This is a genomic window from Tistrella sp. (assembly GCF_002684955.1).
GTDB lineage: Bacteria > Pseudomonadota > Alphaproteobacteria > Tistrellales > Tistrellaceae > Tistrella > Tistrella mobilis.
On record NZ_NYWI01000083.1, the window covers coordinates 1 to 12,180 of the forward strand.

Annotated in this window: 13 protein-coding genes; 9 read left to right on the forward strand and 4 right to left on the reverse strand. The window is 67.9% G+C overall.

Annotated features, from left to right (window positions below; all coding sequences use genetic code 11):
* Positions 1-196, reverse strand: a 196-nt coding sequence (locus CMO28_RS27640; protein ID WP_296720154.1) for a hypothetical protein, incomplete at its 3' end; no start/stop codon positions are given.
* A gap of 124 nt (positions 197-320) precedes the next feature.
* Between CMO28_RS27640 and dctP the strand changes: the two genes are divergently transcribed.
* From dctP to CMO28_RS27655, 3 genes are all read left to right on the forward strand, one after another.
* Positions 321-1,322 carry a TRAP transporter substrate-binding protein DctP gene (gene dctP / locus CMO28_RS27645; protein ID WP_296720156.1) on the forward strand — a complete coding sequence of 334 codons (1,002 nt, stop codon included), beginning with the start codon at positions 321-323 and terminating at the stop codon, positions 1,320-1,322.
* Positions 1,323-1,389: 67 nt separating this feature from the next.
* On the forward strand, positions 1,390-1,896 hold the full coding sequence (locus tag CMO28_RS27650; protein WP_296720158.1) for a TRAP transporter small permease: 507 nt from the start codon (positions 1,390-1,392) through the stop codon (positions 1,894-1,896).
* 1 nt (position 1,897) lies between these two features.
* Entirely contained in the window at positions 1,898-3,187 is a 1,290-nt protein-coding gene (locus tag CMO28_RS27655; protein ID WP_014747256.1) for a TRAP transporter large permease, read from the forward strand.
* A gap of 12 nt (positions 3,188-3,199) precedes the next feature.
* On the opposite strand, the gene CMO28_RS27660 is transcribed toward CMO28_RS27655, so the two are convergent.
* Positions 3,200-3,670: a MarR family winged helix-turn-helix transcriptional regulator gene (locus tag CMO28_RS27660; RefSeq protein ID WP_296720164.1), complete on the reverse strand. Its 471-nt coding sequence runs from the start codon at positions 3,668-3,670 to the stop codon at positions 3,200-3,202.
* A 141-nt stretch (positions 3,671-3,811) separates the two neighbouring features.
* On the opposite strand from CMO28_RS27660, the gene CMO28_RS27665 reads away from it, so the two are divergent.
* Positions 3,812-4,291, forward strand: a complete 480-nt coding sequence (locus tag CMO28_RS27665) for a hypothetical protein (RefSeq protein ID WP_296720167.1) — start codon at positions 3,812-3,814, stop codon at positions 4,289-4,291.
* Between the two features lie 59 nt (positions 4,292-4,350).
* Positions 4,351-5,937 (forward strand): SAVED domain-containing protein, encoded by a 1,587-nt coding sequence (locus CMO28_RS27670; RefSeq protein WP_296720169.1) that lies wholly within the window; start codon positions 4,351-4,353, stop codon positions 5,935-5,937.
* Here the strand turns inward: CMO28_RS27670 and CMO28_RS27675 are convergent.
* A complete protein-coding gene (locus CMO28_RS27675) occupies positions 5,853-6,518 on the reverse strand; it encodes a TetR/AcrR family transcriptional regulator (RefSeq protein WP_296720172.1) in 666 nt (221 codons plus the stop codon). The genes CMO28_RS27670 and CMO28_RS27675 overlap by 85 nt on opposite strands.
* Positions 6,519-6,620: 102 nt before the next feature.
* Between CMO28_RS27675 and CMO28_RS27680 the strand changes: the two genes are divergently transcribed.
* Both CMO28_RS27680 and CMO28_RS27685 read left to right on the forward strand, forming a co-directional pair.
* Positions 6,621-7,502, forward strand: a complete 882-nt coding sequence (locus CMO28_RS27680) for an NAD(P)H-binding protein (protein ID WP_296720175.1) — start codon at positions 6,621-6,623, stop codon at positions 7,500-7,502.
* Positions 7,503-8,592: 1,090 nt separating this feature from the next.
* Positions 8,593-8,778 (forward strand): hypothetical protein, encoded by a 186-nt coding sequence (locus CMO28_RS27685; protein ID WP_296720178.1) that lies wholly within the window; start codon positions 8,593-8,595, stop codon positions 8,776-8,778.
* On the opposite strand, the gene CMO28_RS27690 is transcribed toward CMO28_RS27685, so the two are convergent.
* Entirely contained in the window at positions 8,762-9,241 is a 480-nt protein-coding gene (locus tag CMO28_RS27690; RefSeq protein ID WP_296720180.1) for a hypothetical protein, read from the reverse strand. The two genes, CMO28_RS27685 and CMO28_RS27690, sit on opposite strands and share 17 nt — an antisense overlap.
* A gap of 314 nt (positions 9,242-9,555) precedes the next feature.
* On the opposite strand from CMO28_RS27690, the gene CMO28_RS27695 reads away from it, so the two are divergent.
* Both CMO28_RS27695 and CMO28_RS27700 read left to right on the forward strand, forming a co-directional pair.
* The gene (locus CMO28_RS27695; protein WP_296720183.1) at positions 9,556-10,971 is read left to right on the forward strand and encodes an NtaA/DmoA family FMN-dependent monooxygenase; all 1,416 of its coding nucleotides are present in this window, start codon (positions 9,556-9,558) and stop codon (positions 10,969-10,971) included.
* A complete protein-coding gene (locus CMO28_RS27700) occupies positions 10,968-12,149 on the forward strand; it encodes an acyl-CoA dehydrogenase family protein (protein WP_296720184.1) in 1,182 nt (393 codons plus the stop codon). The genes CMO28_RS27695 and CMO28_RS27700 overlap by 4 nt, the downstream gene beginning before the upstream one ends.
* Positions 12,150-12,180: the final 31 nt, after the last annotated feature.

Genomic DNA, 12,180 nt, shown 5'->3' on the forward strand with positions numbered 1-12,180 from the left:
CAGTCTTCACGCGGACAGAAACCTGGATCCCCGCCTTCGCGGGGATGACGGTATAGAGGATGTACACAGGTTTGCCGGTGCAGAAGCTGACAGGAGCGGGGGTGAGAACATGGAACGGGTGCCGGATCCTGAGACGGATACTGTCGATGCCCTGAGCGGTCCCCGATGTTCTTTGCAAAACACTCACCACCGTCATCCAGGACGTCGGCAGGTGCGGGGCGGGAGAGGGGAGCCCGAGACCGGCAGTCGACGGCGTTGACCATCCACACAAAGACGATCCGCAACAGGATCGCATCCATGTGATCAGGGAGGATACCCGCATGACTATCAGGACGATGCTCGCCGGCGCCGCGCTGCTGGCGCTGGCCGCGACCGGGTTTGCCGCAGCCCCCGCCCGGGCGGTGACGCTGAAGCTTGCGACCGATTCCGGGGCCAAGGGCTCGGATGCCGGCAATGCGATCGAGGCCTGGGCCGAGAAGATCAGGGCCGGGACCAAGGGTGCGGTCGATGTCCAGGTCTTCTATCAGAACGAACTGGGTGGCCAGCAGGAAGTCTTCGACCTGCTGATGGCCGGCGATGTCGATCTGATGCTGAACTGGCCGATGACCTCTTACGATCAGCGGATTTCGCTGATCTACACGCCCTATATGTTCACCGACTGGCCCGAGGCGCTGAAGGCCTATGGGCCGGGCGGCTGGCTCCACGCGGCCCTGGACGACATCTATGGCGATATCGGGCTGCGCTTCCTGGGCGCCTGGCCCGAGGGCTTCAACGGCGTCGCCACCCGCGGCGGCCATGCCACCACGATCGAGGCCGCCAGGGCGTTCAAGGTGCGGGTGCCGCCGGTGTCGCCCTTCACCGAGACCGTGGCGGCGATGGGTTATCAGACCGCGACCGTCGATTGGGGTGAGCTGTATTCCGCCATCCAGACCGGCGTGGTCGATGGCGAGGCGGCCAATGTCATCTTCTACGACGTCACCTATTTCGGCGACGTGCTGACCGATTACGTCCACACCCGCCAGCAGTTCCTGACCGGCATCCTGACCGCGAACGAGGAAAGCTGGCAGGAGCTGACGCCGGCACAGCAGGCGGTGGTGGCAGAGGCCGCGCGTCAGGTGATGGTGGCACAGTTCGATGCGGCGAAGGCGGCCGACGAGGCCCATGTGGCGTCGTGGAAAAAGCTCGGCCACACCTATGTCGAACCCTCGGCCGAAGAGCTGGCGGCCCTGACCAAAGCGGTGCGCGCCGCCGTCTGGCCGGGCATGGAAAAGGTGCTGGGGCCCGAGCTGATGGCCCGGGTGCGCGCACAGACCGGCAACTGACCGGCGGCCCCTCTCGCCCCGTCCCGCCCGCCGCCCGTCCCGCCCGCAATCTTCGGGGGTTGTGCCCGTGATCACCTTCCTCGCTGCGCTGGACGGGGTGTTCGCCCGCGTCCTCAACCTGCTTGTGCTGGTCACCAGCCTTGTCGTCACCGCCGCCCTGGTGCTGCTGGTGACGGCACGGGCCGGGTTCGACCTGCCGCTCACCGGCATGCACGAGGCCAGCATGCTGGCCGCCATGTGGCTCTACATGGCAGGCGCCACACTCGCCACCCGCAATGGCCGCCATCTGACGGTCGATTTCCTGGCGACCGGCCTGACCGGCCGGCGGGCGCGGGCGATCCACGGGCTGGTCATCGCCGCGATCACCGCGGTGGTGGCGGGGCTGTTCTGCTTCTGGGTGTGGAAGATGTTCGCCTGGGGCCTGAAACGCCCGCAGACCATCCCGGTGCTGGGCCTGCCGCTCTGGCTGGCCCAGGCACCGCTGGCGCTGGCCGCCGTCACCGCCGTGCTTTATGCGCTGCGCGACATGGCGCGTGCCGTTCTGGCCCTGGCCGGACGGGGGGAGGGTGGCTGAGATGGACGCGCTCGCAGCCCTTCTGCTTCTGCTGGTCCTGCTCGGCATCGGCCTGCCGGTGGCCTGGTCCTTCGCCGCGGTGGTGGCGGCGCTCGCCGTCATCTACGACGCCAATTTCAACACCCTGATGCTGCAGGGCTTCCGCTCGCTCGACGGCGTCATCCTGCTGGCCCTGCCGCTTTTCGTGCTGGCGGGCTATCTGATGCAGTCGGGCGGCATCGCCGACCGGCTGGTCGCCTTCATCGAACTGCTGGTCGGCCGCCGCCGCGGCGGCATGGGCAGCGCCATGGTGGTGACCTCGGGCGTGTTCGGCGCCATGGCCGGCACCGCGACCGCGGCGGTGGCCGCCATCGGCACGCTGATGATCGACCCGATGGAAAAGCGCGGCTATTCCCGCGGCTATGCCGCGGCCCTGCTCGGCATCTCGTCGCTGCTGGGCATCCTGATCCCGCCCTCGATCACCATGATCCTGTTCGCGGTGGCGACCCAGCAATCGGTCGCGGCCTGTTTCGCGGCCTCGATCGTGCCGGGGCTGCTGTTGATGGTGGGGTTGATCCTGTTCAACCGCAGCCAGATCGGCCGCCATATCCACGAGATCCGCAGCGACCGCCGGCAGAGCCCGGCCGAAAAGCTGGGCGTGTCGGTCCGCGCCCTGCCAGCGCTGTCGATGCCGGCGATCATCATCGGCGGCATCTATGGCGGGCTGTTCACCCCCACCGAAGCCGCGGCCTTCGCGGTGCTGGCCGCCGTGCTGATCGGCCTTTTCGTCTATCGCGACATGACGCCGGCAAAGCTCCGCCAGGCCACCATCGATGCGGCCGAGACCACCGGATCGATCATCATCATCCTGCTCTTCTCGTTCATCATCGGCCGGATGCTGGTCGCCGGCCGGGTACCGCAGGATCTGGCGGCGCTGGTCGCCTCGGTGGTGTCGGATCCGGTGATGATCATGATCATCGTGAACCTCTTCCTGATCCTGGTCGGCGCGCTGATCGACGACGTGTCGATCACGGTGGTGATCGCGCCGCTGCTGCTGCCGCTGATGGTCTCGGTCGATGTCCACCCGGTGCATTTCGCCGCCATCGTCGGCACCTCGGTGGTGATCGGCGCCAACAGCCCGCCGATGGCGCCGCTGCTGTTCATGGCCTGCCGGATCGGCGGGGTTTCGGCCCAGCACGCCGTGGGGCCGGCGCTCAGGATGATGGCCTGGGTGGCGCTGCCGGTGCTGCTGCTGACCAGTTTCGTGCCCGCCCTGTCGCTCAGCCTGCCGCGCTGGCTGGGGCTGCTCTGAGCCCGGGCAATCTCAGCCCGGATCGCCCCCGTCTCGTTCCAGCCTGTTCCGCAGCGCCGTCATCACCCGATATGCGGTTTGCAGCTCGTCCAGACTCAGCCCCTCGGCCAGGGCGTCGATCTGCGGATCGTACAGGCGGAGCGCTTCGTCATAGACCGCGCGGCCGCGGGGGGTGAGCACCACCAGCTGCGCGCGTTTGTGATGGGGGTTGGGCGCGAAGGCGACGATGCCCTCTTTCGCCAGATCATTGACGATTCGCTGCACGTTCTGGCGGTTGGCGCCCAGATCGCGGGCCAGCCAGGCCACCGGCTGGGGCCGGTCGGCATAGACGATCGCGCCCAGAATCTGCCAGCGCGCGCTGGTCAGCCCCAGCGGCGCCACCAGCCGGTCGCCCCAGGCGAGCGTCAGATTGTTCACCCGGAACAAAGCCAGGATCAGATCGGTCAGGGCCGTGGCCCTGGCGGCATGCTGGTCGTCGGACATGCGTCATCCTGCGAGCTGATTGACACTCTGCGCATTAATTGACATCATGATGTCAATTGGTCATGTAAGTGACGCTAGCGCGTCTGCCCATCCCGGGCAAGCCCCGGATACCGGCGGCGCCGATGGGGAGACTGCGTTCTGATGAAGGCCGCCCATATGAAATCCGCCGCACCGATACGCCGCATCCACCCGATCGCCGGCACCATCGCCCTGCTGACCATCGCCAGCTTCTGGCTGGCCACGGTCGTCGCCGAAATCTGGGGCAGCGCCGCCACCATCACCCTGGTCAAGACCGCCATCCCCTGGGGTTTCCTGCTGCTGGTGCCGGCCCTGGCGGCGACCGGTGGCTCGGGTGTGGCGCTTGCGCAGGGGGGACGCAGCGGGCTGCCGGCGCGCAAGCGCAGGCGCATGGCGATCATCGCCGCCAACGGTATCCTGGTCCTGATCCCCTCGGCCCTGTTCCTTGCCGCCCGGGCCGGGGCGGGGCGGTTCGACACCGGCTTCGTCCTCGTCCAGGCGATCGAGCTGGTCGCCGGGGCGGTCAACATCACCCTGCTCTGCCTCAACCTGCGGGATGGGATCCGGATGGCGCGGGGGCGGAAAGCCCTACCGTCTGGTTGACTATGGCGGGCAGCCATCGCATATGGCGATCGGGATGGGAACGGCACAGGGATGCGGCGATGGCTCCGGCAGTGGCTGCCCGGCGTGAGGGCGATACGTTTCAGGCACGCATCTTCTGGTTGCATGCCGCCCGGCTGCTCGACCCGGAGAGCGGGGTGAGCCGCGTCGGTTTCGAAACCGGGCCCAAAAGTTTCGACGATATCCGGATCGTCTATGATCCGGCGCGGTGTCCGAACGATCATTACGGCAAGCCAGTGCTGCGCGAGCACATCCAGTGCAAATGGCATGTGACGCAAGGAAGCTACGGCTATGCCGATCTCGTCGACCCGGCCTTCATCAATGCGAGCACGCGGTCATTCCTGCAACGCGCTCATGACGCCCGGCGCGTGGTCGACTCTGAAGGCATCGGTGCCCCCGAAGACGTCGGTATCCGCTTCAAGCTGCTCAGCAACTGGATGCTCGAAAGGACCGATCCGCTGCGCGATCTGGTGAGCCAGCGCTCCGGCGGCATCCGGCGGGAGACGCTCTACAGCTCCCGCACCGACAACAGCCGGTTCGGCAGGGTCCGCAAGGCCTGGCGGGAGCATCTGAAAATCAAAGAAGATGAGCTGTGGTGTCTGGTGCAGACGCTCGCCTTCGGGTACGACCCCCGAAGCCTCGACGAACTTCGCGGCGATCTGGACGAGCGGTTCGCCCGGGTCGGGCTGCGCCGGATCCCGGCCAACGAGAACGCCTTCCCTTATGATGATCTGGTCTTCCAATGGCTGGCCCAGGGACGCCGCGATTTCGATCGCGCCGGCTTTCGCGAGGCCTGCGCGGGCGAGGGTCTGTTGCGCCTGGCCCAGAACGGGCGATCGGTCTATGGCGTGAAATCCTTCGAACACGACTTCGACCGGCTTGAGGAACACTGTCATGCGGTTCTCGACCTCGTGCCGGCCTTCGACGCGCGGTATATCCGGCAGGACGATGACTGGAGATCCACTCTCTACCCCAGGCTCAAGACCTTCCTGAGCGATGCGGCCAGGGCGGAGCCGCGGCTGAGGCTGGCGCTGGACGCCCACACCACCCTGGCCTTCGCGGCGGGATCGATCATTCACGTCAAGGCGGGGCGCGAGGTGGAACTGGAGCAGCGGGTCGCCGGCCGGCAGATCTGGGCCGCCGATGACCAGGCACCCGATCCGGCCTGGCCGACATTTGCGACCGAGACGGTGGAGCTTCGTCCGGATCAGCCCGATATCGCGGTCGCGCTGGGCCTGACGCACGATGTTGCGGCAGACATGCGTGCCTATGTCGAGGCCAGCCTGCCCCAGGTGGGGCGATTGCTGATCCTTCGGCCGACGACAGGGCCGGGCAGCCAGTCGGTTGCCTGTGGTCGTCACGCGGCCGGGCTGGCCGATGCCGCGACGGATGCGGTTCGCACCGCAAAGGCCGGCGGCAGCGCGCTCGTCCATCTGTTCATTGCAGCACCCAACGCCTTCACCTTCTTTCTGGGCCAGCGCCGCACGGCGCTCGGCACCGTGCGGCTCTACGAGTTCGATTTCGATGGTCACGGCAACCGATCCTACATGCCGGCGCTGACACTGCCCCTGCCGCCAGCACCCTCTGCCGATGACCCGGCCAGCGCCTCCAGCGCCATGCGGCGATAGGTGGCGACCAGGCGGTCGCCTTCCTCAGGGGGAACGGCGATGGCGAGCCGCATGGTCGCCTCGCCCAGATGCATGACCAGGAAGGCGGTGGCCTCTACCGCGGCCGGGTCGGCCCCCGGGCGGATGCGGCGGATGGTGTCGGCCAGAAGGCGGCCGTTCAGCCGGCTTTCCTCGACCTCCATCTCGCGCAGCAGCTTGTCGGCCTGCATGCCCGACCAGATGTCCGAGATGACCGGGTCGGCCCGGAACAGGCTGTAGTATTCATCAATCAGCGCACCGAAGGCGGCGAGCAGGCCGGGTTCGTCGGCGACCGGTTCCAGACCGGCGCGGATGCAGGCCCGGCTCTCTTCATTGCAGCGCATCGCCAGCATCCGGATGATCGCCGCCTTGTCGGGAAAGAACTGGTAAAGCGAGCCGATCGGCACACCGGCGCGTTCGGCCACCTGCGCCATGCGCAGCCCGTCGGTGCCGTCGGCGGCGATGATCTCCCGCGCGGCCAGAAGCATGCGCTCCACCCGCTCGCGGCTGCGCTGCTGGGTGGGCATGCGCCGTGGCGCGGCGCGGTCTGGCGTGGTCGTCACCGGGTTCCGCTCTCCCCCTGATTTTCCCGCTTGACCCAGAATACGAGTCTGGCTCATGTTTTTCAATATGAGAGTTGCTCATGTTCTAGGGAGGGACGGGTCATGACCACAGGCGAGATGGGGGGCGGCGGGATGGTCGCGGACCGGCGGCCGGTTCTGGTGACCGGCGGTACCGGCAAGACCGGGCGGCGGGTGGCGGCGGGGCTCTGGGCGCGCGGATGGCCGGTGCGGATCGCGGCGCGCAGCGTGGCACCCGCCGCCGATGCGGTGCGCTTCGACTGGGCCGATCGGGCCGGCTGGCCGGCGGTTTTGGATGGTGTGGGCGCGGTTTACGTCGCCTATGCGCCCGATCTGGCGGTGCCGGGGGCGGCGGACGACATCACCGCCTTCGCCGCCGCGGCACGGGCGGCGGGTGTCGGCCGGATCGTGATGCTGTCGGGCCGCGGCGAGCCGGGGGCCGAGGCCGCGGAGCGTGCGCTGGCCGCGGCGGGGCAGGAGGGGGCCGGCCGGGATGGGGCGGGTTTCGCGTGGACGGTGCTGCGCGCCAGCTGGTTCGTGCAGAACTTCACCGAAGGCCTGCTGGCCGATGCCCTGGCGGCGGGGGAACTGGCCCTGCCGGTGGGCGATGTGCCCGAACCCTTCATCGATGCCGACGACATCGCCGAAATCGCGGTCAAGGCCCTGACCGAAGACGGGCTGGGCGGCCGCATCCTGGAGCTGACCGGCCCCCGGTCGCTGAGCTTCGCCGCCGCCATGGCCGAGATCAGCCGCCTGACCGGCCGGCCGCTCAGCTATCGGCAGATCCCGCTGGCCGATTTCCTGGCCGGGCTTCAGGCCCAGGGCGTGCCTGGCGACATGCGCGACTTCCTGGCCTGGCTGTTCACCACGCTGTTCGACGGCCGCAACAGCGCCACAACCCCCGCCGTGCCCGAGATTCTGGGCCGACCGGCGCGGGATCTTGCCCGGTGCTGGCCGGCTGCGTGACCGGCGGAGCGGCCGGCCCGGGCAGATCCCCCCGGCCGGTCGCCGAAGCGACCGCCGATCCGCACCGCCGCACCCGCGAACCCCAAGCTCCCATAGAATCCCCGGGAGGTTCGCGGGAAAAATTTTCCCGGCATTTCAGGTGATTAAATTCAACAAAGTATGCGTGTGCATTCCTGGGCATGACCTCTGGATGAGGTTCGCGCGGATCGGCTTTTTCCGGACCCGGATTCAGGATATTAAGAGGGGGTGGGTCGCACCCTTGCGGGTGCGTGGATTGAAACAGCGAGGGGGCGCGGGAGCACCTGATGTCGATCGGTCGCACCCTTGCGGGTGCGTGGATTGAAGCGGCACCCCCAGCAATGGGGGTGCCTTCGCTTCTCTCTTCTCGTCGTTTGATGCACGATCAGACCTAACCAATTATCCCTGAAAGAAAATCCCGTCATCCCGGCGAAGGCCGGGATCCAGGTAGGCTTCTACAGGATTGGACGGTGATCGCCTGGCGGGAACCAGGCTGTCAGCGATCAGGGGGAATCTCCGGTCAGGGCCGGGTTCATGTCGGTCGGCGTTCTTCGGGCGGAGAGGAACCTGGATCCCGGCCTTCGCCGGGATGACGGTGGTGCGGGTGTTGCGAACCGGGCGGTGCCGGCGCCCGACATGCCCGGCCGGTGGTGGTGAGGGTGTTGCGAACCAGGCGGTGGCGGCACCCGACATGCCCGGCCGGTGGTGGTGAGGGTGTTGCGAACCGGGCGGTGCCGGCGCCCGACATGCCCGGCCGGTGGTGGTGAGGGTGTTGCGAACCGGGCGGTGCCGGCGCCTGACATGAGCGGCCGATGGTGGTGAGGGTGTGGTGAACCCGGCGGTGCCGGCGTCTGACATCTGCGGTGCGGCCCGGCTGCGTGGGGTCGTGTGGGCGCTGCTCCGCCCCGCATGCCGCCCCGTGGCCGCCCCCCCCGCAGGCGATGATCTTCAGCCGCGAAGTAATCTCCCATTGCGCGAACCATTTTGCCAAAATAATCTCACAAGACGATATCCCGCCCCTCCGGGGGGATCGGTCCTGGCGCCCCCGCATGTCCTGCTGAATGCTTTCGAGATGAATGCGGTCGGCCATCTGGCCCATGGGGTGTGGAGCCATCCCGAAGATCGGGAGACCGGCTATCGGCGCATCGGCTATTGGATGGAGCTGGCGCGGATTCTGGAGCGGGCGCAACTCTTCAGTCCCGGCCGCTGGCAGGCGGCAGACAGGAGAGAAGCGGAGCATACTATCTCGTCAGGATGATCTTCGTCGCCTTGCCCTCCGAAACCTGAGCTTCGCCGACGACGCTTCCACCCTGGGCAGAATAGCCAACCATCCACGTGACATCCGTTGCGACCAGCCAGGTGCCGGGCCTGAGATTTTCAATCGTGAAGTTCCCTTGCGCATCGCAACGGCTCAGTTTGGTCACCCCCAGTGTCGCAAACGTGTGGGCATCCGGGTCATTCACCTGCAAACCACTTAGCGCTGCGGCAAACCTTTCCCGGGTGTACTGGGTGCTGGGCACGGCGATGACCTGTGCTCCGGCGCAGGTAACAACGCCTCCTCCCACCTGCCGCATGAATCCCTGGCCAACGATGCTGCCGTCGCCGACGCCTACGAAGGGGCCGTAATCTTCAACCCGAACCCTTGATTGCATCTGATGACTACATGCTGCGGTGAATAGCAGGGCGGCCAGAGCAGCAGCCTTGACGGGGGACCTGAACATGTCGGTTTTCCATGCCGTGTCGTTGATCGCTTATCATAGCGTAGGGGAAAGTGACTTACGACCCGGTATTTGTGGTTACGTCGTTGGGTCCTGACTCCACTGATGGTCACGGTGTCCGGTGTGGGCAACTGCTCACCTCTCCGCCTGTGGGGTAACGTCGTCTTACACCGGGCGGTGCCGCCCCACCCGTTACCGACCTTGATGGCTATGCCCGCAGGCGATGATCTTCAGCCGCGAAGTCATCTCCCGTTGCGCGAATCATTTTGACAAAATAATCTCGCAGGACGATATCCCGCCCCTCCGGAGGATCGGTCTTGGCGCCCCCGCATGTCCTGCTGAATGCTTTCGAGATGAATGCGGTCGGCCATCTGGCCCATGGGGTGTGGAGCCATCCCGAAGATCGGGCGACCGGCTATCGGCGCATCGGCTATTGGATGGAGCTGGCGCGGATTCTGGAGCGGGGGCTGTTCGACGGGCTGTTTCTGGCCGATGTCACCGGGGTTTACGATGTTCATGACGGCGGGGCGGCCACCGCGATCGAGCGGGCGGTGCAGCTGCCGGTGAACGATCCGGCGGTGCTGGTGCCGGCGATGGCCGCCGTCACCCGGCATCTGGGCTTCGGCATCACCGCCGATGTCTCGGCCGAGCCGCCGCATCTGTTCGCGCGGCGGATGTCGACGCTGGATCATCTGAGCGACGGGCGGGTGGCCTGGAACATCGTCACCGGCTTTCTGGACAGTGCGGCGCGCGCCACCGGCGCCGCCGGCACGCTGCCGCATGATGACCGCTATGACCGTGCCGATGATTTCATGCAGGTCGCCTACAAGCTGTGGGAGGCGAGCTGGGACGACGACGCCGTGATCCGCGATCGTACCACCCGGCGCTATGCCGACCCGGCGAAGGTGAGGGCGGTGCGCCATGACGGCCCCTATTTCCGCCTGGACGCCATCCATCTGGCCGAGCCCTCGCCCCAGCGCACGCCGGTGCTGTTCCAGGCCGGGGCCTCGGCGCGCGGGCTGGATTTCGCCGCCGCCCATGCGGAATGCATCTTCATCCCCGCCGATGGCGGCCCCGGCACCCGCGCCATCGTGCAGCGGATCGAAGACCGGCTGGCGGCCGCCGGGCGCGACCGCTCGGCGGTGAAGATCTTCGGCTCTTTGCAGACGGTGATCGGCCGCAGCCGGGCCGAGGCGGTGGAGAAATATCACGATTATGCCGCCCATGCCGTGCCCGAGGCGGCGCTGGCCCAGCTGTCGGCGGCGACCGGCATCGATTTCGGCAGCCTGGACCCGGATGCGCCGATCCCCATCCCGCCCGGCGGCGGCAATGCCATCCGCTCCATCCTGGCCGGGCTTGGCGGCGAGGGGGAGGGGAAGCCGACCGTGCGCCGGCTGCTGGCCGGCCTGGCGCTGGGCGGCCGGTTCCGGCCGCTGATCGGATCGGCCGGCGAGGTCGCCGAAGAGATCGGCCGGCGGGTGGCGGATAGCGGTATCGACGGTTTCAACCTGGTCCGCACCGTGGCGCCGGGCAGTTTCATCGATGCAGCCGACCTGCTGGTGCCGGAATTGCAGGCCCGCGGGCTCTATAAGACCAGTTATGCCGAGGGCACGCTGCGCGAGAAGCTGTTCGGTCGGGGGCCGCGGCTGGGGGCCGGGCATCCGGCGGCGGCCGTGCGTACCGTGCAGGGCGGGGCCGGGCAGGGCGGGGCCGGGCAGGGGAGGGGCGAATGACGGGGCCGCGTGACCGCAGGGCATGGGAAGCACTTGCAGACGAGGTGGCGGCGGAGCTGGCGCGCGATGTGGCCGAGCGCCACCGGGCGCGGACGCCGCCGCTGGCGCAGATCGCGCTGCTGAAGCGGAGCGGGCTCGCCACCATGGTGCTGCCCGAAGACATGGGCGGCGGCGGCGCCCCCTGGCCGGTGGTGGTGGCGGTGGCGCGGGAACTGGCCGCGGTCGACGGATCGGTCGGCACGCTGTTCGGCTATCATTCGATGAACCTGATCCATCAGGATATCGGCGCCGGCCCGCGCCGGGCGGCGCGGCTGGCCGAAATCGGCCGCGACCGGCTGTGGGCGGCGGGGGTCGCCAATCCGCGCGACGACGATGTCCGCATCACGCCCGCCGCCGATGGCGGCTTCCGGGTCAATGGCCGCAAGAGCTTCTGCACCGGGGCGGCCTTTGCCGAGCGGCTGTCGGTCTGGGGCCGGCGCACCGATACCGGCGAGACCGTCACCGCCTGGCTCCGCGCCGATGCGCCGGGGCTGAGCTGCGATCGCGATTGGGATGCGCTGGGCCTGGCCGGGGCCGACAGCAGCGGTTTCACCATGGAAGACGTCCCGGTCGCGGCGGCAGAGGTGCTGCCCGACCGGCGCGAGGGCGACCGCGACTTCGCCGCCGCGGTGCGGGTGCCGGTCAACCAGCTGATGTTCGCCAATCTGTATCTGGGCTTTGCCCTTGGCGCCTTCCGGGCCGGACGCGACTATGTGCGGCAGAGCACCCGGGCATGGCCGGCATCGGGCCATGCCCGCGCGGCCGACGACCCGCTGGTGATCAGCCAGTTCGGCGAGATCTGGACCGGGCTGCAGGCGGCGCTGGCGCTGGCGGACCGTGCTGCGGAAAAGGTGGACCGGCTGCTGGCGGCGCGGCCGGTGCTCGATATCCAACTGCGGGGTGATGCGGCCATTGACGTCGCAACCTTAAAAGTATTTTCTGCCCGCCTGAGCCTTGACGTGGCGACGAAGATCTACGACGCCATGGGGGCCCGTGCGACCCATAACCGCCATGCCTTCGACCGGTTCTGGCGGGATGCGCGGACCCACACCTTGCACGACCCGCTGGTGTACAAGGTGCTGGAGGTTGGTGACTACGCCCTGAACGGGCGCTATCCGCCGCCCGACGGCTATAGCTGACGACGACGGAAGACGACCCGAGATACCCGAC

What these genes read in the sequence shown, in the direction of transcription:
- dctP (WP_296720156.1), top strand. Translation starts at nt 321, where the DNA reads ATGACTATCAGGACGATGCTCGCCGGCGCCGCGCTGCTGGCGCTGGCC.
- CMO28_RS27655 (WP_014747256.1), top strand. Translation starts at nt 1,898, where the DNA reads ATGGACGCGCTCGCAGCCCTTCTGCTTCTGCTGGTCCTGCTCGGCATC.
- CMO28_RS27660 (WP_296720164.1), bottom strand. Translation starts at nt 3,670, where the DNA reads ATGTCCGACGACCAGCATGCCGCCAGGGCCACGGCCCTGACCGATCTG.
- CMO28_RS27665 (WP_296720167.1), top strand. Translation starts at nt 3,812, where the DNA reads ATGAAGGCCGCCCATATGAAATCCGCCGCACCGATACGCCGCATCCAC.
- CMO28_RS27670 (WP_296720169.1), top strand. Translation starts at nt 4,351, where the DNA reads ATGGCTCCGGCAGTGGCTGCCCGGCGTGAGGGCGATACGTTTCAGGCA.
- CMO28_RS27680 (WP_296720175.1), top strand. Translation starts at nt 6,621, where the DNA reads ATGACCACAGGCGAGATGGGGGGCGGCGGGATGGTCGCGGACCGGCGG.
- CMO28_RS27685 (WP_296720178.1), top strand. Translation starts at nt 8,593, where the DNA reads ATGAATGCGGTCGGCCATCTGGCCCATGGGGTGTGGAGCCATCCCGAA.
- CMO28_RS27690 (WP_296720180.1), bottom strand. Translation starts at nt 9,241, where the DNA reads ATGTTCAGGTCCCCCGTCAAGGCTGCTGCTCTGGCCGCCCTGCTATTC.
- CMO28_RS27700 (WP_296720184.1), top strand. Translation starts at nt 10,968, where the DNA reads ATGACGGGGCCGCGTGACCGCAGGGCATGGGAAGCACTTGCAGACGAG.